This window comes from Brevibacillus ruminantium (genome assembly GCF_023746555.1).
GTDB classification, from domain to species: Bacteria; Bacillota; Bacilli; order Brevibacillales; family Brevibacillaceae; genus Brevibacillus; species Brevibacillus ruminantium.
In genome coordinates this window covers 4814583-4837195 of the sequence record NZ_CP098755.1, presented here as the reverse complement: position 1 = coordinate 4837195, position 22613 = coordinate 4814583, and the positions used below count along the sequence as shown (strand labels likewise).

At 47.6% G+C, this 22613-nt stretch carries 15 protein-coding genes and 1 pseudogene; 13 read left to right on the top strand and 3 right to left on the bottom strand.

Annotated features, from left to right (window positions below; all coding sequences use genetic code 11):
• Positions 1-45: 45 nt before the first annotated feature.
• From NDK47_RS23705 to NDK47_RS23685, 5 genes are read left to right on the top strand one after another with little or no spacing between them, the layout of a single operon-like run.
• Positions 46-1560 carry a TIGR02677 family protein gene (locus NDK47_RS23705; RefSeq protein WP_251872199.1) on the top strand — a complete coding sequence of 505 codons (1515 nt, stop codon included), beginning with the start codon at positions 46-48 and terminating at the stop codon, positions 1558-1560.
• Positions 1553-2779 carry a TIGR02678 family protein gene (locus NDK47_RS23700; RefSeq protein ID WP_251872198.1) on the top strand — a complete coding sequence of 409 codons (1227 nt, stop codon included), beginning with the start codon at positions 1553-1555 and terminating at the stop codon, positions 2777-2779. Before NDK47_RS23705 ends, NDK47_RS23700 begins: the two co-directional genes overlap by 8 nt.
• A gap of 14 nt (positions 2780-2793) precedes the next feature.
• Entirely contained in the window at positions 2794-6966 is a 4173-nt protein-coding gene (locus NDK47_RS23695; RefSeq protein ID WP_251872197.1) for a TIGR02680 family protein, read from the top strand.
• A gap of 5 nt (positions 6967-6971) precedes the next feature.
• Entirely contained in the window at positions 6972-8420 is a 1449-nt protein-coding gene (locus NDK47_RS23690) for a TIGR02679 domain-containing protein (protein WP_251872196.1), read from the top strand.
• Positions 8421-8426: 6 nt separating this feature from the next.
• Positions 8427-8927, top strand: coding sequence for a type II toxin-antitoxin system PemK/MazF family toxin (locus tag NDK47_RS23685; protein ID WP_251872195.1), 501 nt, complete (start codon positions 8427-8429; stop codon positions 8925-8927).
• A gap of 275 nt (positions 8928-9202) precedes the next feature.
• Here the strand turns inward: NDK47_RS23685 and NDK47_RS27890 are convergent.
• A pseudogene (locus NDK47_RS27890) lies at positions 9203-10770 on the bottom strand (IS1182 family transposase).
• A gap of 248 nt (positions 10771-11018) precedes the next feature.
• Between NDK47_RS27890 and NDK47_RS23675 the strand changes: the two are divergent.
• Positions 11019-13880, top strand: a complete 2862-nt coding sequence (locus NDK47_RS23675) for a PAS domain S-box protein (protein WP_251872194.1) — start codon at positions 11019-11021, stop codon at positions 13878-13880.
• A gap of 150 nt (positions 13881-14030) precedes the next feature.
• Here the strand turns inward: NDK47_RS23675 and NDK47_RS23670 are convergent, their stop codons facing one another.
• Positions 14031-15422 (bottom strand): sensor histidine kinase, encoded by a 1392-nt coding sequence (locus NDK47_RS23670; protein ID WP_251872193.1) that lies wholly within the window; start codon positions 15420-15422, stop codon positions 14031-14033.
• A 2-nt stretch (positions 15423-15424) separates the two neighbouring features.
• The gene (locus NDK47_RS23665) at positions 15425-16135 is read right to left on the bottom strand and encodes a response regulator transcription factor (RefSeq protein WP_251872192.1); all 711 of its coding nucleotides are present in this window, start codon (positions 16133-16135) and stop codon (positions 15425-15427) included.
• A gap of 157 nt (positions 16136-16292) precedes the next feature.
• Here NDK47_RS23665 and NDK47_RS23660 point away from each other — a divergent pair, with 157 nt between their 5' ends.
• The 7 genes from NDK47_RS23660 (at position 16293) to NDK47_RS23630 (ending at position 22431) form a co-directional block, all read left to right on the top strand.
• Complete coding sequence (locus NDK47_RS23660) at positions 16293-17204, top strand: ABC transporter ATP-binding protein (RefSeq protein ID WP_251872191.1); 912 nt, start codon at positions 16293-16295, stop codon at positions 17202-17204.
• 53 nt (positions 17205-17257) lie between these two features.
• Positions 17258-17959: an ABC transporter permease gene (locus tag NDK47_RS23655; RefSeq protein WP_251876351.1), complete on the top strand. Its 702-nt coding sequence runs from the start codon at positions 17258-17260 to the stop codon at positions 17957-17959.
• 11 nt (positions 17960-17970) lie between these two features.
• Positions 17971-18702 (top strand): ABC transporter permease, encoded by a 732-nt coding sequence (locus NDK47_RS23650; protein WP_251872190.1) that lies wholly within the window; start codon positions 17971-17973, stop codon positions 18700-18702.
• 349 nt (positions 18703-19051) lie between these two features.
• The gene (locus NDK47_RS23645) at positions 19052-19636 is read left to right on the top strand and encodes a sigma-70 family RNA polymerase sigma factor (protein ID WP_251872189.1); all 585 of its coding nucleotides are present in this window, start codon (positions 19052-19054) and stop codon (positions 19634-19636) included.
• On the top strand, positions 19626-20540 hold the full coding sequence (locus NDK47_RS23640; protein WP_251872188.1) for a DUF1269 domain-containing protein: 915 nt from the start codon (positions 19626-19628) through the stop codon (positions 20538-20540). Before NDK47_RS23645 ends, NDK47_RS23640 begins: the two co-directional genes overlap by 11 nt.
• A gap of 225 nt (positions 20541-20765) precedes the next feature.
• Positions 20766-21341, top strand: coding sequence for a sigma-70 family RNA polymerase sigma factor (locus tag NDK47_RS23635; protein WP_251872187.1), 576 nt, complete (start codon positions 20766-20768; stop codon positions 21339-21341).
• Positions 21331-22431 carry a hypothetical protein gene (locus NDK47_RS23630; protein WP_251872186.1) on the top strand — a complete coding sequence of 367 codons (1101 nt, stop codon included), beginning with the start codon at positions 21331-21333 and terminating at the stop codon, positions 22429-22431. Before NDK47_RS23635 ends, NDK47_RS23630 begins: the two co-directional genes overlap by 11 nt.
• Positions 22432-22613: the final 182 nt, after the last annotated feature.

Below are 22613 nucleotides of genomic sequence, written 5' to 3'. Positions count from 1 at the left end.
ATATACCATATTCGATAAGAAAAGTCGGACGGGAGGTTCATCTTCATGGATCATTCCATGTCAACAGCGATGCTGCGAGGCGTTCCCGAATTTCGTTATTTAAACGCAGATAATGTCGCTCGCTATCGGGCAGTGATGCGTTTTTTCTATCAGGAATACCAGCGGCTGCGCTACTGGCTTCGAGTAGAAGAGGTATTCGAGGGAGTGAAGCAGTGGGGGATACTGGAAGATTACACAGTTGAACAGTGCCAGGCTGATCTGGAACAGCTCAAGGATTGGCGCAATCTTGCATCCAGGCACGATGGCGGCCGAGCTCAGACTGTTGAAGAGTACATGAGAAAGAAGAGTCAGTATGTACTGACGCCTTATTCTATCGAGATCGAACGGATGCTGCAAACGCTGGAAACGATAAAAGGGTACGGCGGTTCGCTGGAGACGACTTATCTGGATACGATAGCGGAGTGTCTGGTAGCTGTGCGAGAGAGCGGCGGATTTTTCAAAGAAGGGGAAGCTGCGATTTGTTGGGAGAAGCTGTATCAAGCTTTTAAAACCATGCATGAGAATGCCGCTGACTTCATCGCCAGCATGCACTCGATTCAAGCGGAGCAAATGATGGCTACGGAAGCGTTTTTGCTGATGAAGGACAAACTGACCGATTATTTGCAGCATTTCATCAAAGGATTGCAGAAAAAAGCTTATCAGATTGAGGGGCATCTGTCTAAAATCTCCCCAATTGTGGCGGAAACGTTCGTGGAACATGTCGTAAAGGACGAGATGCGAAAGCCGCGGTTGGAAGACAGTTTTTCAAGTGAAGAGATGGCTAATTCTCTGCAGCAAGGCTGGCAAAATCTGCGGAGATGGTTTCTGGTAGAAGGAAACGAGCAGAGCGAGCTTGTGCTGCTGGAGCGTGCAACCAAAGAGACGATCGCGAAAGTGGTCCGCTGCGCAGTGAGGCTGCAAGAGCGAAAGCGAGCCGGAATCAGCCGGAAGAAAGAATTGGAGTATGTAGCCCAGTGGTTTGACCGCTTGGACTCACTGAACGATGCCCATTGTCTCGCCGCATATGTGTTTGGCCTTTTTCCCAGCAGGCATCTGCAAGGTGAGGATGAGCGCACGACTGACCTTGCTGATATCTCCATGTGGAATGAAGTGCCCAAGATTCGTCCTGTCCGTTCACGAAGCCGGAAAAGACTTTCACGTTCTGAGGCAGAACCGGTCAGACAGTCAGGAAGCCGAAAGCAGGCGGCACGAGCTGTCATTGAGCGGCAACTGCAGGAGGAGCGCGAGTTTGTCCAGCGGATGGCCGAAAAGCAGCAGGTGCGTATCTCTGAATTGGGTATTGTAGATGCAAAAACGAGGTTGCGGTTATTGCAATGGATCGGTCGCTGCATGGGAAATGGTTCCCGTTCGTTCGTGACGGCGGAGGGAATTAAAGTGAGGTTGCAGTTGGCCCAGTCCGATGAGATGACAACGTTGGTATGTGAAGACGGAAAATTGGACATGCCAGACTATACGCTATCGTTTGACGTGCCTTATAAGGAGGAGACCGTTCATGGGTAGAGGCGGAACTCGGTCATGGGCACTGCGACGCATGCGAATGCAAGGCCGATCAGGTGCCGATGTGTGGCGGGAAAGGCGACATTCATGTGCCCATGCTCTGCTTAACCGTCCATGGATTACCAAGGAGGAAGAGCCTGAATTGTTTTACTGGATTCGAGACCAGTATCGTGAACTACGAGACTGGTTTGCGGAATACGCCGGATTTTCTCTGATCCTCACTCGATCCATGGCAAAATTGGACAAGGCCCCGCTTCGGGCATACCCGTGGATGGGGTTCCAGGAATTTCGTGAGCCGCGGGATTATACCTTTTTCACGTATGGATTGTGGTTTTTGGAAGGAAAAACGGAGTTGGACCAATTCCTGTTGAAAGACATGGTGGTGCAAATCCAGGAACAGATGGTTGGAACGGGGCTTCATGTCGATTGGGAGCTATATCCGCACCGCTTGTCGATGGTGCGTGCACTGAAGAAGCTTAAGCAGCTTGGGGTGCTGATCGCGGTGGATGGTGATGAGCAGGATTGGGCCCACAACGACGAAAACAACGTCCTCTATGAATGCACTCCGAATGTCCGATATGTGCTGCGTCAATTTCCTGAGGAGCTTACACGCTTCACTGACATCCATGAGCTTAACGCCCAGATGGTTTATACGGACACAGTGGACGGAGAAATGAGAAGGAGAAGACATCGAGTCTACAGGAGGCTTTTATTGGAGCCTGTTATTCTCGATCAGGATTGGGATTCAGACGATTTGTACTATGTCATTACCCAGCGCAGGTCATTGATCGAGCAGCTCCGCGCCATGTTTGGCTGGGAAGGCAGTCGGTACCGGGAAGGATTGTTGTTTTTTCATCCAGACGCCACTGGTGATGGTGACCTTTTTCCTACCATGTCGGCTATATCCGATCTGGTGCTGCTGTTAGCAGGAGAATTGAGAAGGCTGCAGCATGCCGAGTCGACGCTGTGGTATGTGGAAGAGAATGGTGAGATGATATTGGGGCGGACGGACATGGAAAATCTGTTGCTTGTTTTGCGCCAACGCCACAAGGAATACTGGAGCAAGGAGCATCAGGACATGACAGCGGCAGAATTGGCGGAAGCATTGACCAGACACATGAGTGAATGGGGATTGGGCCGTTGGCAGCATGAAAACCGGTTCGCTATTTCTCCGGTGCTGAGCCGTTGGAATGGCATCTATCAAACGGAAGATCCGGCATAAGGGGAGGGAGATGTATGCATCCTGAAAATCCATTGCAAAATGATTCCATTGGTATTGCGGAAGGAAAGCAGACGCGAAATCGATGGGAGATGTCTCGGGCAGGCATCTTCAATTTTTGGGTGTACGATGATGAAGAAATTTCTTTGGAGGAAGGTCGTCTCATCCTGCGGGGAACAAATGGTGCCGGGAAATCCGTAACGATGCAAAGCTTCCTCCCGCTTGTGCTGGACGGCGACAAGCGGCCGCACCGGCTGGATCCGTTTGGTTCGAGGGATCGGCGCATTGAGTATTATTTGCTTGGTGATGATGGCAAGCATTCTGATCGGATTGGGTATTTGTGGATGGAATTTCAACATCCACAAAAAGGTATATACAAAACGATCGGTATCGGATTGCGTGCGCGCAGGGGGGCTTCTCAGGTAAGCTTTTGGGGATTTTTGCTGGATGACGGCCGCCGGGTAAACCAGGATTTCTGGCTGTATGATCGGGTTGCCTGGTTGGAGGGGAAAGGAAAGTATCCTCTGGACCGCCGTGAACTGGAAGCCAGGATTGGGGCCGGAGGACAAGTAGTACAGGAGCAAAAAGGGTATCGAGAACTAGTGAACAAGGCGTTGTTTGGTTTTTATGACAGCGAAATATTCACGGACTTGATGAACCTGATCATCCAACTGCGGAGCCCAAAGCTGTCTAAAGATTTTAAGCCATCAGCTATTTATCATATATTGACGGAATCGCTGCCGCCGCTCCAGGAAGATGATTTGCGGCCACTGTCCGAGGTTTTGGAAGATATGGACCAGATCGCGGATCGGCTGGAAGAGTTGAAGCTGCATCAGAGTGAGCTGGAAAAGCTGGAGAATTCATATGACCGCTATAATCGCTTTCTCCTCTACCAAGCATCAGAAAAAGTGCTTGATGCCAAAGCAAAAGCGGACGAAGAAGCGAAGGAAGTAGAAAAAGTTCAGGCTCAATACAGGGCAATGGAACAGGAATTGTCTGAATCTCATAAACGTTTGCAGGGATATCGGGCTCGGTTGCAAGAAGTGGATGCCGATCTTGCTATCTTGAATCGACATGAGGCGATTGAAAAGCAGACAGAATTACAAGTGCTGGAAGGGAATTTTGCTGATACCTCCCAGTATTTGGGCAAATCGCGCGAACGGCTAAATGGTTTCATACAGCGCAAGGATCGGATGCAAGTGGAAATCGAGAGAAATGAGGGGCTGATGTCGGAGCAGTTGCATGCCCAGGAAGATCAACTGCTGGAGCTTGAGAGTCTGGCAAGAGAGATGGAATTCGCCGAACACGATATCTACCATCGCTATTGGCACCAGCACCCTCCTGAAGAAGACAGGTTTGTTCTGGAGTGGAAAAAGGATGTAGCCCGTCACCGCGATGCGATCGCCCATGCACAGAAGATTGCCCAGGAGGAGCGGGATGCATGGAACAGTCTGCAGGAATTAGAGAAGGAACTGGGAGCCATACGGCAGGAAAGGGATGCAGCCGAACTGGCGAAGGTTGAGTCCGAAAAACAGACAGAAGCCGCACTGCAGCAGTTAAAAGAGGAGATTGTTCAGTGGAAACAGCAGCTAAAAGAGCTTGCTATAGAAGAAGGGACATTTCAACGGGTATTGCAGGCAGTCTCCGCTATTTCTCTGGAAAACAGGAATTTCGCCGATGTGAAGCAACCCGTCATCGAATCCGCGGAACAGATCCGGAGACAATGGAAGGAACAGGAATGGCAGCTACGCCATGACATGCAGCGGATCGAGGAAGAGAGAACCGCACTTTTGCGAGAGCAGCAAGCGTGGAAGGAGAGCCGTGAACCGGAGCCGGATCGAAGCAGCGCGAGAATAGCTGCCCGTACAGGTCGGGAAGCTGGAGCAGGGGCCCCGCTGTATGCCGTGTGCGATTTCCTGGACCATTGGACGGAGGAGGAGCGGGCTCGCATCGAAGGTGTCCTTGGCGCATGCGGTCTTCTTGACGCATGGGTAGCATCGGATGGACGCCTGGTCAGAGTCAAAGAAGGTGAAGAGGTATGGCTTGCCCCCGCTCCAGCGGAATGGGGGTATACCCTCGCTGACGTGCTGAAGCCTGTTCCCTCCCCGGAAAGCGGCCTCGATGAAGCGATGATCGATGCGGTGCTCCGGACGTTTGCCTGGAGAGAAACGACAGACACGCCGCAATTTGAAGAGTGGGACGCCACGTCGATCTGGATCGGTTCTTCCTTTTTTCAATTGGGACCGCTTCACGGGTGTGTAACAGATACCCAGCCAGCCCGTTTTATTGGTAAGGAGGCCCGGCGCCGCTACAAACAATCTGAGATTGAGCGATTGCAGCGTGAGATAGAAACCTGCGATAAAAAATGGGGAGAGTTAGAAAAGAAAGCAAGCGAAATCCAGAGAGCGATTGCTCAGGTAGAAGAAGATGTGCAGGCGTTTCCGAATGACAAGCTGGTTCAAGAACGATTGGACGCTCTCTCTGAAGCCGTTCACAAGCTGCATGCGGTGATGGCTCAGGCCCAACGAATGGCCAATCGTGTACGGGAAAAGAACAATCAATGGCAGCAGTTGAAAATCGAGCTGGCGATGAGTACGGAGCAATGGACCCGTCTCAAAAATCTTAAAGAGTTGCAAATGGCACGAGAAACGATCCAGCATTACTTGGACGGCATTTCCAAATTGCATGAGGATTGGAGACAGTATCAGCATGCGTCGCAAACCATTGGGAGGCTGCAAGAAGAGACCGTAGAACTGTTGTCGGAAATTGACAATGAAACAGAACTGGCGGAGGAACTGGAGGAGAAATACAACTCCCTACAAGTAAAGATTGAAAGCCTGCGACGCCACATGCAAGAACTGGGCATTCATGAGTTGGTCGAACGTATCTCCCAGTTGGAAGCGGAGAGAAAACAACTGACTCGCGATATCCAAAGCAAGGATAAAGACATCAGAGAGAAGGAAAATGAGCAAGCAAGGTTAACCGAGCGACTAGACTCAAGAACGCGACGATTTGATGAACTTCAACAAGCGGTAGAGCGCGCATTGCAACAATGGAATGGCGAGATCTCCTTGGGCCTTGTCAGAGATTGGGTGGATGTATCGAAATCGAAAGTAGACGATATCGAATCCTTTCGTCTATGCAAAGCGATATATGAAAAATTGCAGCCTTCCTCGGCAGGCAGAAACCGCGAAAGCGTGACGTCTTCACTGCTCGATCAGTTCAACGCAGTCCGCCATCTATTGATGGATTATGTCTTGGAAGCCATGGTGAATGACCAGACCGGGCGGGTAACAATTGTATCCATGCGTGATCGATTGCGGCCCCAAACGCCATCCGCCCTGCTTGAGGAGATTAACGATTTGATTACGGAGCAGTCCGGATTGCTGGATGAAAAGGACCGGCAGCTTTATGAAGAAATTATCTTGCGCAGTGTCGGCAAGACGGTTCGCCAGCGGATTATGCGTGCCGAACAATGGATTAAGGAAATGAACCGGCTGATGGCCGAGCGAAACACCTCAAGCGGCTTGAAATTGCAATTGCAATGGGTGCCCAAAGCGGCCCAGTCTGAGAAAGAAATGAACGCCGAGCAATTGGTGGAGCTTTTGCGCAGGGATGCGCGGCTGCTGCGGGAAGACGAAGTCGAACGAATGATCCAGCATTTCCGATCGCGGATCCAATGGGCGAAACAGGGGGCGCAGGAAGAGCGGGAGTCGCTCCGCAAACACATCTACGAGATCCTGGATTACCGGACATGGTTCCAGTTTATGCTTCGGTACAAAAAAGGCGGCGAGGCAGGGTACCGGGAGTTGACTGATTCGAGATTTAACGTGATGAGCGGTGGCGAAAAGGCGATGTCGATGTATATTCCACTGTTTGCCGCCACGTATTCCCGGTATGCGGACGCCAGCCCCGAAGCGCCCAAAATCATCTCTCTTGACGAGGCGTTTGCCGGTGTTGACGAAGAGAACATTCGCGACTTGTTCAAGCTCCTGACCGAAATGGATTTTGACTACATGATGACCTCTCAGGTGCTATGGGGCTGCTATGATACGGTCCCGAGCTTGTCCGTAGTGGAAATCTATCGTCCTAATGATGCCGACTTTGTCACTCTGTTCCGTTATCGCTGGAATGGGAAGCGCCTTGCGTTATTGCAGACGGACGAAGCAGCTGCTGCGAGTGAGGAATAGTGGAGATGGATGAACAACGGATCAATCAGATTCAGGTATTTTTTTCAGAGCCCGGGCTTGCACGGTTTATTGATGCGAGTCGAGACACGTATCGTCGGCGTGGGGTGTCCGGATTCGTTCGGGTCCCTCAGCTATCTGCCGATGAATGTGACTCACTTGCAGGATTACTGGGGCAACTTTGGAAGCCTGGGGAAGATTTGAAATTCTCGATGAAGAAATTGGATAACATTTTACAAAAGAGTGGGTACAAAATAACGATTCAAGAATTGCTTACTTGTCTCGATGGCCAAGAAGTGTTGACTCGAGCGGAAGAGGAACAACAAGCAGAGAGGAATTGGAACCAGTTTATTGATGAGGCATTGCAGACGATGAAGAGTGGCAAATTGCCGGTTCCGATTGTCGAATGGGTGGAAGGCTTGCGAAAAGGGGCTGCGCAAGGAAGCCGCCGGATTTTGCGTGGAATGTATATCCAAAATCCGGGAGAAGCTCAGCAACATTTTGTGTATTGTCTGGATGCGCTTTGTCGTGTGTGGGAGTTGAAGCAGAAAAAAGATACAGAGGTTGAATGTGCCCCACCTGAGAAGTTTATCCGTCTCCCTGTACTTGCTGCAAAGGTTGCCAAAAATGCTCACAGGTTCGATTTCAAATATCCGGTTGGGCGATTGCTGTGGTACAGTCTTCGAGAGATTTTTTCACGGGAATTCGATCACGAGTCAAGTGATTTTTTTCAATCAATAGCTTCTGGTGAAGAGTGGGAATCGTCCAGCACTGGCAGCATAAACGAGAATGACGAGGTGGATCCGGTCAAAAGCTTAGAAATTCGAAAAATGTATCGCTTTGCGGGTATCGCCGACGATGATATTTCTTCCCAGGTCATTCTCTTTGCGCCGCAACTGACCGAAAAAAAAGAAGAGATCGTTTTGACACTTCGGCAAGTAGAGAGATTGCCTGCCATTCAACCATTCTCTGCGCTTTATGCAGTGGAAAACCCCTCGGTGTTTGCAACCTTGCTGGACGAAACGTTGCAATGGGAGAATCCAATGGACCTCATCAGTTGTGACAGCCTTCCGATATTCATTTGTTTAAATGGTCAGCCGAGTGCGGCCACCATTCGATTTATAGACCGCTGTTTGGAGACAAATGACCATCATGAGCTACGTCTTCACTATTCCGGAGATTTTGATGTAAAAGGCTTGGAGATCGCACAAGGGCTTGCTCGGAGATACAGAAAGCATTTTGTGCCATGGCGTATGAGTTTTTCAGATTACGAGAGGCATACAGAATGTGGGATGTCCTTGTCGGATACGGAAAAACAGAAACTGCGGAAAATGACGGTTGATTGGGATGACCGACTTTGTTCAAAAATGTGCTTGATTGGTGTGAAAATTCATCAAGAAATTTTTGTTGAAGAGCTGTTGCGTGATTGGATGGAAGCAAATGGGATGGAGGTGTAGTGACTGTTGCAGGGATCGCAAGAAGAGGATATTGAAAAAATTTGGAGTGAAGTTAAAGAATTCCTAACGACTCAGCCGGATCGCGAAAAAACCGTGAAATTTGTTAAGTGGATGAAGCAGAAAGCTGTCTTAGCGTTCGGTTCAGAAAATGTCCATAAATTTCCGATTTTTCGAAAGGGAATTTATTGGGCGGAATTAGGAGAAAACATCGGCAGCGAAGAAAATAAGCATCGGCCCGTAGTCCTTCTATGGAGTACAAAGGAAGCTCCGATCGCTGTTGTTGTACCACTTACTACTCAACGACTACATGACGAGTACTTTTTCCATATCGATCTGGAACATTATAATAACACGGCACTTATTGAACAGATCCGAACGATAAGCTTGAGGAGAATCACTTATCCGCTACGAGCGAAAGGAAGGGTAGCTTCCGTAAGTCATCAAGACATAATGAAGATTGATGATGCGATTAGGAGATTGTTTACCACAAGACACACCGCTACTTGACAGATGCTTTTTGTCGTGCAATAATTCATAGTGAAAGCATTGATCCCGTGAATAATCACGTACACCTAATTGATCCCAAAAGAGCAACTTTCACAGTTGCTCTTTTGTCATATTTTATGGTTTACTGCATATAGTATGATTACATTGATCCCATAGCATTTGCTATGTAATGGATTGATATAGGGGATAGCCCCGGAAGGGGGTGTCCCAAAAGTAAACTTTGGAACACCCTCATCAGCAAAAAAATTAGATGAGTTTCGGAAGAAACCAAGGAGTTAAGCGGTCCGTTCTCGCTTCGTTCCTTGGTTTTTAGCGTCTACCGCCGCTTTCTTGAGCAGATTGTGGGCAAGGGAAAGCCACCCGACTTCCAGACTTACTTTTGGTAAGCCTCGAAGCAGGAACCTTTTAAAGCCTCGATTGTTCTTCATATCGCCAAATACGGGCTCCGGCTCAATCATGCGCCTCACGGCCAGGGCATAGCCTTCTTCGCTGCGGAGTTTTTGCCTTGCTTGGTTCTTTAGCCGCAAATACTTCATGCTGACTTTGATCTCACGATCTCCTTGGGCTTTTGTACACTGAGGCTTTAGCGGACACTCTTTGCAACCGGTACTGCGGTAATGACGGTATTCGATTTCATACCCACTTTCCGTTTTCTCCTTACTTACTCGGAGGAAATGGAGCGTTTGACCCGCCGCACATGTCCACGTATCTTGTTCGCTGTTATAGGACCAGTTGTCAATCTTGCTAATGTCCTTTTGCCATGCCTTACTTTTTTCACGGTGGTACGTGCTATATTTGACGATAGCTTCGACTTCATTCTGTTCCAAGTAGTCATAGTTCTCCTCGCCGCCATAGCCCGCATCGGCAATGACGGTGTTTGGCAGCTTGCCGAACTGTGATTTTATTTTCTTTAGATGAGGGATGAGGCAGCGTGTATCGGTTGGCCGCTGGTGGACACTGTAGCCGAGAATAAATTGATTTTCGGTGCCGATTTGAATGTTGTACCCCGGCTTGAGCTTGCCATTTCGCATGTGGTCTTCTTTCATCCGCATAAACGTAGCATCATGGTCCGCTTTGCTGTAGCTGTTTCGCTTGCCTAAAATCGTCTCATGCGTCTCATACTTTTGGAGGCGAGGGAGCAGATCCTTGCGGATGGTGCGCACCGCCTTCTTTAGTGGCTTGTTTTTCGGCTTCTCCTGCAGGCGCTCTTCCAATTGCTTGACAGCATACTCCAGTTTTTCGCTGGTGATGGCAGAAGACTCATCTATTTCACGAAGATCCTTGCCCTCGTGTTTTTTTCTTCATGCCTCTCAGTTTCTTCAATAGCGGCGAACAAGGTCTGGACTTTCTCCTGAAGCTTGACCTTCTGCTTCACGACTGCCTTTCCCCAAACAAACGTATACCGATTGGCATTGGCTTCGATCTTGGTGCCGTCCACAAAGTAATGCTCCAGTTGCACATAGTTCTCCTCAACCAGAAATTGAAGCACCGCGGTAAACACGGTCTCCAATACGGTTTTCATGCGCTCTGAGCGAAACCGATTGATGGTACGAAAGTCTGGGCGTTGCCTGCCCGCGATCCACATAAACATAATGTTTTCACGGACAGCCTTGGCGATTTGGCGAGAGGAATAGATACGCTGGGTATAGGCATAGATGATGATTTTGGTGAGCATTTTGGGGTGATAGCTGTCTCGTCCGCCTCCGGGGTAAGCCGCATCGAAGATGGCGTCGTCGAGACGATTGGCGGCGGCGTTGATCACACGAACGAGGTGATTTGCGGGAATGTCTTCTTCTAAATCCATTGGTAAGCAGAGTTGATCCATGGTATATTGAATGTACAAAGAAACCGTCTCCTTTTTGTAAATGGTGGGTGGTACTTCCATTTTACCAAAGGGCGGTTTCTTTTTGTTTGACTAAATGAAAAGAGGGCCGTCCCTCAGTCATCTACAATGACTTTTGGGACACCCTCTTTTTACTTATGCTCGCCACCAATAAATAATGGCCTCAACCCAAAAGGAATTGAAAAATAGTTGTCGAAATATTATCACAATTATTAGTGGTCCACTTTATTATCTGGAGGAACAAGACCATGAATCGACTGATAGCTCTGGATAGCTGTGCTAGTCTTTCTTTAGAAAGAGTAAAGCTTGAACAAGAGTGGGAACAATTTATCACAGGTGTCAAATCAAAACCGCTAATCCGTTCGGTGATGTACGAGTCATGGCAGCGTTGTCAGGAACAAAACATCAATCCGCTGCATAACAAGGCTGCAATTAATCTTTCCAAGGAGCAGATCGAGGAATATATGCTAACCGAACTGCACTATCCCATTCTGAAGCCGTTGCTTTTGCAATTGCAGAATCAGTCTATTGATGCTGGTCATTTGATAACGTTTTGCAATTCCTCCGGAGATATCGTGTATTTGGATGGCGATGTGTCGCTCATGTTAAAAGCTGAGGACATGAACTTTGTCAACGGCTCTTCCTGGGCAGAAAATAAGGCTGGGACCAATGCGATCGGGACTTCACTCGTTACCGGTTCGCCTATACAAGTATTTGCCGGAGAGCATTTTTGTCAGGAAGTACAAAAATGGACATGCTCTGCAGCTCCCATCCGAGACCCGGCGACCCAAAAAATACTGGGGGTCATGAATATGACGGGCTTATGGAGAGCGTATCATCCTCATTCTTTATCTGCGGTTATTTCAGCAGCCCAAAAGGTAGAACAAGAGCTTTACAAACAACTGGAGCAAGAGCGGTTTAGACTTACGGAAAACTACTCTCAACTTCAAGCTTCTTCTGCGAAAACTCCTTTCTTGATCTTGGATCGCGGGTGTAAGGTAATCCATGCATCCCCTATGCTATATATCGAAGGTTGGATAGATGCAAATGATTTTTTAGTGGGTGCTCCTTCTACCCCCTTCCCCTTGACGTCTAGAATGCAATGGGAAGTTGAACATCGTAAAGGATTCTGGCGCTTTGAACTCAGTCCCTATATATACGGTGGCAATCCGATAGGGGCGATCGTTTACGTTTTTCCTCCGAACGTCATAAAGCCCGTTCCCAACGAAAGAATACCGAAGTCCCTGCCTGTTGAAACAGCAGTCGAATCAGTATCAGGTGATATTGTTATGGAGCGATCCGCTGCCAAATCTTTTATCAAGAGCGATGCCTTTTACAAGTCCCTTTTTGAAGATAATCCTTCCGCAATTATCTGTTATGACCTGCAGGGGAATATATTGGAAGCAAACCCGGCTGTCGAGAGATTGATTGGCCATACGATTGAAGAGCTGCGGAATATCAACATTGAGTCACTTATTTTGCCAGAGTATGTAGATAAAAGAGTAGACCACTTCGCGAAAGTGAGAATGGGCAAGCCGCAGGAAATTGAAATCGCTGTCAGACACAAAAATGGGCATACAATCGACGTTAGGATTCATTATTTTCCGATGTTTGATCAACACGAAATCATCGGGATTTACGGAATTGCGAAAGACATTACCAAGCATAAACAAATCGAGGAGGATCTGAAATCAACAAAAGAGCAATTGGAATTGTATCTCAAAAACACTGTCGATTCAATTGTTGTGTTGGACCTGCATTTCAAGGTAATAAAAGTGAATCGAGCCTTTGAGAGAATGTTTGGCTGGACAGAGCAGGAAGTAATCGGTGGGGATCTGCCCACGATTCCCGACTATCTGCACGATGAGTTCAGCAGACTTCAACAGGAAATCGTTATTAGCCGACATGTCACCTCGTATGAGACAGTAAGACAGCGCAGAGATGGAAGTCTGCTGGATGTCAATACGTTTGTGTCACCGCTCTCGGATACGGAAGGGAATGTGATCGCTTTTGTTGCGATCCTCCGAGATATTACAGAACGCAAGCGGATGGAAGAAGCACTAAAAGAAAAAGAAAAGCAATTGCGCACCTTGATTAATGCCATGCCGGATTCAGTTTGCTTCAAGGATGGCGAAGGGCGATGGGTGGAAGCGAATGATTGCTGTTTGCGTACTTTCCAGCTGGAAAATACCCCTTTTCAAGGAAAGCGGGACAGTGAACTGGCAGCGATTGCCCCTTTTTTTTCTACAGCATTGTTGCTTTGTGAAGAGTCAGATAATAAAGTCTGGGAAAAGGGCAGTACTGTCCGGTTGGAAGAAATCATCCCGCAGCCGGATGGAGAGTGCAAAGTATTTGATGTCAGTAAAGTCCCCTTGTTTAATTCGGATGGACGTCGAAAAGGAATTGTAGTCATCAGTCGTGATATCACTGAGCTGAAGAGGACGGAAGAACTGTTGCGCAAATCCGATAAGCTATCGGTAGTGGGGCGATTGGCAGCAGGCGTTGCTCATGAGATCAGAAATCCATTGACCTCCATCAGAGGGTTCATTCAGTTTATCAAGGAGGGCAACTACAAAGAAGAATATTTTCACATGGTATTATCGGAGTTGGACAGAATCCAATCGGTTGTAAACGAATTTCTGGTACTGGCAAAACCACAGGCGACCAACTTTCAACCTCGAGAACTCACTGCTCTATTGAATCAGGTCGTCGAATTGCTAAAAACAGAAGCCATCATGAATGATGTCCAAATTGAGGTTGAGTTTGAACGTACGCTCCTCATTGTGAACTGTGAAGAAAATCAATTAAAGCAAGTTTTCATTAATATTCTTAAAAATGCAATTGAAGCAATGCCAAACGGAGGGGAAATCAAGATTCAACTTCAGCAGCAGCAAAATGCAGTCTCGATTCGCTTCATTGACCAAGGAGATGGCATTGACGAAGACCGCATACAAAAATTGGGCGAGCCATTTTATACAACAAAAGAAAAGGGCACGGGATTAGGCCTGATGATCAGTTATAAAATTGTCCAGGCACATCGGGGAGGCATGAAGATCAATAGCCAAAAGAATAGAGGAACGACTGTCGAAATCATGTTACCGATTGAGTAGGGGGTAAACAATCTGGTATTACCGAGGATGTGGGAACATGGGGTATTCTCGCTTTTTCACCCTGTGGGTACTGGCGCCGGACGGGGGGGCGAACCCCCGTCTCCACCACACATATGCATGTATACCACCTAGCGAGGGTGGTTTTTTGGTTTATCCATTCGATTTTACCGGAGGCAGTTCTATCGTTGCACAAAACCCTTCCCCAACACCACTAAACAAACTCAACCGTCCACCATGCGCTTTCGCAATCCGTGCCGCCATCGGCAACCCCAACCCATGCCCGTTCTGGCGAGGACGATTCCTCTTGGCCGAATAGGGCAACTCTAGCAAATCAGTCAGTTCCTCTTGGGCTGTTCCCTTCCCATTATCCGAGACAACAATCCGGCAGATCTGTTTATCCGGATCATAAGAGGTATGCAAACGTATCTGGCAGCCATCCGGGTTGTGACGGATACAGTTCTGCAGCAGGTTGGTAATTGCCCGCAGCAGCAGTCGTTCATCCCCGTTGATCTTAGAGCCTTCATCCGCAATATCTACTTCAAGTGTAAAACCTTCATCTACACCGTTATTCAGGAATTCAGAAGCAACTTGTCTTGCCAATGCTGATAACCGAAGCGGTTTCATCCCTAAGGGCTGCATCTCATATTCCAGCATGGAGACAAGATTCAAATCATGAACCAGTGATCGCAGATGCTCTGCTTGCTTTCGAATAATCTCTGCCAGCCGCTTGTGCTCGGAAGGAACATCGTCGCTTTCTGCAATTTCGCTTGCGTAGCCTAGCACCATGGAAAGCGGGGTGCGAATGTCGTGTGAAATCCCTGCAATCCAATTGGAGCGAGCCTCATCTCTGCTGTTTAAGGACTGGGTTTTCTTTTGCAACAGCGAGGAGACATGATTGATGCTCGTCGCCAAGTCAGCCAATATTCCTTTCGGCTCAATCTTTACCTCTCTGTCTTCAGCGAGTGCGTGTATGCCATGCGTAAGCGGACGGATTGAGTGAATCAGCTTGGATCCGATCAAGAGTGATAACAGCAAAGCAAGTATGATATTGCCGATCAACAGAAGGACAGCTTTCAGCGGCAAGCTTTCCACCCATCCGACCGGAAGAATATGCTGGTATTTGGCGAGGCTGCCTTTTGGATAGCCCACCACTACCAATCCTTCCTGATGCTCATAGACAAAGACCGGATAATCCATCAAGTAACTGCGGGAGAACTTGGCTACATCTGTCAGGGAATACGTTCGTTCGATCTCGTCTGGCAGCTTGAATTCCCAGGCAACTTTCCCCGTATTGTCAATGAGCATGGCCCATATTTGCTGCTCTTCCAGCAATTTTTGCAAGAGAGTGTCCAGGGAATAGTGATTGGGGCCGCCATCCAATTTCTCTGCGACCTTCTGTACAACAATGGAAGGGGACTCATCCGCGTTAATTCCGTTCCCAATCCAGAGCAGCAGTACAATGAAATTGAGGAGCAAGAGGAACAGGGAGATAAGGGCAGTAGCATTGATGAAGCGCTTTAAGATGCGGACAGTGCTTTCCATCTTTACTCCCCCTTCACGACAAGCTTATAGCCCAGGCCACGTACGGTGACCAGATAATGAGGATCGGAGGGGGCGGGTTCTATCTTTTCGCGGATGCGGCGGATGTGTACCATGAGTGTATTTTCATATCCTTCATAGTCATCGCCCCATGCTGCCTGACAAAGAGCGTCGCTGGTAACGATTCGATTTTGATTTTCATATAACTTGGAAAGCAGGATAAGCTCCTTGGCTGTCAGAGGGAACTCGCCATCTTGATTTTTCACAGTGCCGCTTTCCAAATCAATGAAGCGTGAACCTAATTGAAAGACTGGCCGCTTTTCCTGAACATAGGGAGAATAGACCCTGCGCAGGATTGCCTTCAGTCGCAGAACCAGTTCTCGCGGCAAGAATGGTTTTACAATGTAATCATCTGCACCGAGTCCCAATCCGAGCAATCGGTCTTCATCCTCTCCCCGTGCAGTTAAAAAGAGGACAGGCATATTGGAAATTTGACGCAAAGAAGTCAGCAGGGAAAAGCCATCTCCATCCGGGAGCATTACATCCAGGATGGAGATGTCAGGATTCACGGAACGGCACAGCTCTATGGCTTCCGCACAGTTTGAGGCTTGATAGATGCGGGTAAATCCTTCTTTACGAAGAAATCTGTCCACCATATCTCGAATCTCCCGCTCATCCTCGACTATGAGCAGTTTTTTATATTGCAGCTCTTCCATCATCCATCACCCATTACCACTATAACAATTTTTCGGCTATATACTCGCTCATTTCCACTATTTAAGGTTGACGTAAGGTCATTTTCAGGTTGAAGCAAGATAGGGCTGCCATACTTGACACAAGAAACACAACGTCGATGGATGGGAGCCATGAAACATGAATCAAATCGTAACTACCCACAACCTTTCCAAACGTTACGGGAATGTCTTCTCTGTTAAAGAGGTAAACCTGTCCGTTTGCGAAGGGGATATTTATGGCTTTTTGGGGCCAAACGGTGCAGGGAAAACGACTACCTTGAAAATGATCTTGGGACTGGTCCGGCCCACGGATGGAACGGTGAATATATTCGGAAAGGAATTGGAGGGAAACCGCCGCTACATTTTACAAAACATCGGTTCACTGATTGAATCCCCGTCAAATTATGAGCATCTTACCGGACTTGAGAACATGCGTGTTGTACAGAGGCTGCGGGGTGTACCGGATAAAAACGTAACAGAAGCGCTGAAGATGGTTCGATTGGAAAAGCAAAAGGATAAAAAGGTAGCTCAGTATTCTCTGGGTATGAAGCAGCGGTTGGGAATTGCGATGGCGATGCTCTCTTTTCCGAAGCTGCTGATTCTGGACGAACCGACAAATGGCCTGGACCCAGCGGGGATCGGAGAGATGCGGGAACTGATCAAATCGCTGCCGCAGCGTTACGGCATGACGATCCTTCTTTCCAGTCATCTTCTTTCGGAAATCGAGCAGATGGCTACTTCAGTGGGGATTATCCACGGTGGAACCATGCTGTTTCAAGGAAGCATGGAGAAGCTGCAAGCCCGAAGCAGACCAACCATCCGCATAAAGTCACAAGATAATCTGGGGGCGCGGGAACTGCTCGCGAGCAGAGGATTTTTTCCGAAGGTACGAGAGGATTCTCTATTACTGGAAAATATCACGGACTCACAAGTTGCACAGGTGAATAGAGACTTGGTTGCTGCCGATATTGGTGTGCTTCGCATCGAAGAGCAAACGAGAAATTTGGAGAGCATCTTCCTGGACCTTACCGGAAAGGGGAGCAGCTTGTGATATACGCAATCCGGCTTGAATTTTATAAGTTGCGTCGAAGATTCCTGTATGGGATGACAGTCTTGTTTTTAAGTGTGGAGCTCATTTGGGCGTTTATGGCGGCGAGCATGTCGTTTGCCCGCAATCCCGATCGAGTCGGATGGGAACCTGTCATCGCGATGTTCACTTCGCTGAACGGGCTGTTTTTGCCGATTCTTTCCGCGATAGTGGTGTCCCGCATTTGTGATATGGAGCACAAAGGGAATACGTGGAAACTGCTGCTGACCTGTTCGATGAAAAGAGAAGTACTGTATGCTGCGAAATATATCTGTGCATGTGCCATCGTGCTATGCGTTTGTGCCATGCAAGGGCTGGCCATTGCTGCGTTTGGAACCGTTCAGGGGATTGCACAATCTGTTCCTTGCTTTCTGCTTGTCAGATTTATGCTGGGTACCATCGTCACCAGTATGGTTATCCTTGCTTTGCAGCAATGGCTGTCCATGGTCATGAAAAATCAGGCCTTTGCGCTCTGTCTTGGCATGCTTGGCGGTTTTGCCGGTTTGGTGGGTGATTTATTTCCAGCCACAGTCAGGAAACTTCTCATATGGTCCTACTATTCGGGTTTAAGTCCGATTGCGCAAAATTATACAGGGAATGAATTGCAGTTCTATGTACGAAATCTGAGCGATTCACTGCCTGAGGTCGGGGGATTAATGGTCGTTGCCATTGTGATCTATTTGGCTGGAAGATTTTCAATATCCAGACAGGAAGTATAGGAGGATCTGTCATGCTGCAACAATGTATTTCTGCGGAATGGATAAAACTGCGACGTTCGTATCTATGGATCATGATGATGAGCTTGCCGCTCGTGAGTGTTTGCATTGGGTGTGCGAACTTTGCCATGAATCAGGGTGTACTGAAAAACGAGTGGTATAGCTTATGGTCGCAAGTGAGTTTGTTCTATGGAGAGTTTTTCTTTCCGATTCTGATCGCCATTTGCTGTGCTTATTTGTGCAGGCTGGAACATGCGAATAGGAACTGGAATATGATCATGACCGCTCCGGTGTCCATAGGCAGTCTGTTTATTGCGAAAGTGGTTGTTATCAGTGTGCTTCTGTTTTTGGTACAAGGTTTTTTCTTCATTTTGTATGTTGGCGGGGGAAAGCTGATCGGGTTACAGGCTACACTTCCTCCAGAATTGCCCGGGTGGTTGTTTCGAGGCTGGATCGCAGCTGTTGCCATTGGCGTTTTGCAACTGGCTTTGTCCGTTCGCATCCGTAGTTTTGCGGCTCCCGTTGGCATTGGTTTATGTATGACGTTTTTGGGTCTGGGAATGTATGTGATGAATATAGGCCTGTTTTTTCCACATTCGCTGCTAACCGCCGGAATGGGAGTGTTGAGTCAAGAGGGGCTTGGGCTGGGTTCTAGCTTTACATTTTATGCAATGAATCTGCTTTACGTCGTGGTGATTAGTGCAGGAGTGATTCATCGAATGCGAACAACCGATGTGGTAAGTTGACTAGTTACCGAAAAAGGACTTGTGATATCAAAGACGATTATTATGGACTCTACACATACGGTGGCTGCTTCGCAAAAACAAAAGCCACTTGAAGTGCTGCGGGATGCTGCGAAGCGAATGGTTACGTTAATCGAAAAAATGCAGCCAGTCTCCTAGGGAGAACCGGCTGCATTTTTTCCTTAAAGTCCTATTTCTGAAATAGATTCGTAGGGATTGCCGGGGCTATCCCTCATCAAAAGAGAAGGTGGGCGCTTTTTGTTTTGCTTCTATTCATTTATCGTAAAAATAGCGAACGAAAACCGGCAAAGTCTGCAATATACAGTGAAAAGGCTGAGGAGGGAATAAGCGGATGGAAAACAACCCAGAATTGCTGGAACTGATCAGCAGAGCGGCAGCGGGCAGCCGCAAAGCATTTGCAGACGTGTACGACTTAACCTATCGCGATGTTTGCCAAACTGTCCATTTTCTCGTGAATGACATGGCAGACAGGGACGATGTAGTACAAGAGATTTATATCCAACTGTATAAGTCCCTTTCCCGCTTTGATCCAAACCGACCTTTTCGTCCCTGGCTTATCGGACTGGTGATGCGGCAAGTAAGCGCCTATCGCACCAAGCGATGGATGTCCTTTCAACTGCTCGCCCGCGAACGGAAACACGCTTCGGAGGTTCAGCATGATTTTGCTCCCGATCTTGTCGACAAACTGGATAACCGGCATCTGCTGCAGAAGATTGACGGTCTCCCGTTCAGATTGAAGCAGATCATTGTTCTGCGCTACCTTCACGACTATTCCCAAGATGAGGTGGCCAGCATTCTGGGGGTTCCGCTAGGGACGGTTAAATCCAGGCTTCATTCTGCCTTAAAACGATTGCGCCGCAATCAACAGACTTCCACTTACGCTTGGGGAAAGGAGAATAGCCAACATGGACATTGAACGTCGTATCGGTGAAGTATTAAAGGAAGAAGCGAAATGGGTACGGGAATCTCAGGGGTTGAAAGACAGCGTTTTGAAACGGATCGAAACAGAAGGAGGAGTTGGGTTCATGAAAGGGATCTATTTGAACATGAAGAAGTACAGCATCGCCTCGTTGGCTTGCGGCATTTTGTTGTTGGGCACGACCGGATATGCGGCCACCAAGGTTTATCAGTTGTTTGACCAAGACGGTCAAGTGAGTGTTTCCTACCAGTTTGGCGAGGAATCGATCCAGACAGGTTCCGATCTGTATGAAAAATACGGCGAAAACCTGCGCAAAACCCTGAAACCGGGCACAGCCGCTCTGTTCCTCGTCAATGGCGAGGAGAATCCGGACAAACGAATTATTGGAGTGCAAAACCCGGTTAGCTATGACGACATGAGCAAGCTACAAAAGACAATCGGTGCGTTCGCGGTAATTCCTTCAGCCTTGGAAGGCCATTTCCGTTTTGTCAGCGGAACGATTGACTACAAACTGAAGGAGGAAGCACAAATTTCCAAGGAGATGTACATGGAAGCAATGAAGACTGATCAGCAGATGATCGTCAGGGAGGTGTCTCTCGATTCGGCAATTACAGGCGTTTTGACAACATACAGGGCCGACAGCGGAAAAAGCGTGATGATTCAGTTCGAAAATCTGGGCGATTCCGTCGACAAGACGGTGTATTCCAGCGATCCGGGTATAGGAGTCGAAAAACTCGACCTGAACGGCAGCGAAGCACTGTTTCATACAGAACGAGATGAGTCGGGCAAGGAATATCAGTCGATCACGTGGGTGAATGGACAAAAAATCCGAATTTCCGTTAGAACCAGCGACACCTTTTCAAAAAGCGAGCTGATGGACATTGCCAACCAGTTGAGGTAGAAACGTGACAAAATAAGCTGGCCAAAATGGCTAGCTTATTTTTGTGAGCATTTTGCAGAAATGCGATAGTCTTACTTGCATCCGCGTTAGCAGTCGCTCGCCAAAAGAAAAAGATTGCTGTATTCTTATGCTGCTTTTACAAAAGTTCAAATGAAATAACCCGAACCTTTTTCCAGCAGAGCGACAATATAGGGTGTAAGCTGCTTACTCAGGAGGGCCCTCTGAATGCAAAGTGAATATATGTACCAATTACTCACAGAAATGAAGGATGGTGATCAACAGGCGTTTCAGACGTTATATGATGCCACCTATCAGGACGTCTATCGGACAGTCTCCTTTCTGGTGGATCACCAGCAGGATCGGGAAGATGTCATGAATGAGATCTATATGCAAATGTGGACCTCGCTTGCTAACTACGATTCGAACCGACCTTTCCACTTCTGGCTACACGGCTTGGTAATCCGCCAAGTACAGAGATTTCGGGTCAAGAGCTGGCGGAGATTCCGAATTTTTGAACGCATCCGTGCCTTCACTCGGGAAGAATCTCATTGGGATCAACCTGCTGTATTGATGGATGGGACGAACCAAATGATATCGCAGGCCATCCAAAAACTGACCGACAAACAGCGAATGGTGATTATCCTCCGCTTTTATCACGACTATACGCTTGAGGAAATCGCGACATTGCTCGATATTCCACTGGGTACAGTCAAGTCCAGATATCATGCTGGCCTTCAGGCGCTTCGAAAAAAGATATGGAATCTCCCCCCAGAAAGGATGGAAAAGATCAATGACTATTGAACGCAAAATTCGTGAACATCTGCACGAAACAGCTGAAACGCTGGAGTGCCCTCCGGCCATTTCCAAACGAATCGAACAATCCTATTCTCACTATTTGCAACGAAAAAGGAGCGAAAAAACCATGAAAAAACGATTAATTGGTGGAATTGTTGCTGCTGCAATTTTGATCCCAACCGCAGCATTTGCTGCCCCTCCCCTGATTGAAATGCTTACGAGAACACCATTGACTGCTGAACAAGTCAAGGTAGATGAGGTTAGCAAAGCAACACTTGAGAAGCTGTATAGCGCGTTTCCCGAAACAAAATCCTTTGAGATTGTAGATGCAAGCAATGTTCAAGGTGAAGCAATCAACCCGAAAGACTCCACTGATTTATCCAAAATAAAAGTGAACCAAACAAGCATCATCCTGCAGGAAAAAGGGGGAACCGGTAAAAAGATTACCCTTCATATAAATGCGGGTACGGGTGAGATTGAACACGTGGATCAAGAGAATTGGGAGCCTAAGGAGAAGCCGCTCATTTCATTAACCGATCAGGAAATCAAGGCGAAGGTAGATAATCTCATTGAAAAAATGTATGGTAGCGTCAATGCGTACGAGTTTGCTATGGAACAAATGGAGAACCCAGATCAAAAAGTATTGATGTTGAATTACATCATAAAGGGAGCAGAAAAACCGTTCTACCAAGTATTTGTTCATGACAATGCCATTAATCTTACTCGGGTAGGAGGCGAGCCTGCACCTTCACACATCAAAGTAGAAGGTTTATTCACAAGGGATGGTAAGCCTGACTATACGTATGATTCCATTTTAAACGATGATAAACTATTTTCTTTACTGCAAATTAGCCCGACGGAATTAAAAGAAGAATTAGCAAAAGGCCAATCTGTTGCGGATATTGCAGCATCTAAAAATATCTCTAAACAACAAGTGCTTGAGGTGATTGCAAATACACAGGTTGAAAAACAGCTGGAAGCTGAACAAAATGGAGTGGTTCCTAAAAGTAATCGCTCAAAGGAACAATTGTTAAAAGATATTGAACCAAAGCTATTGCTAATCCTTGATCACAAAAATGAAACACCATCGAATTGACGATGTGAACAAATTATCAAATCCCCCACCAGACGTGGGGGATTTTTGCCCAGAACCATACTCCTGTCCATGATGAGGGTGTAGACGGGTACTTTTCGTATTTGGAGGGACTGTAAAATATTCTGTGTAAACTCTCAAAACCTATGACAATAAGAGAAGGATGGTTTGAGAGGATGACACCC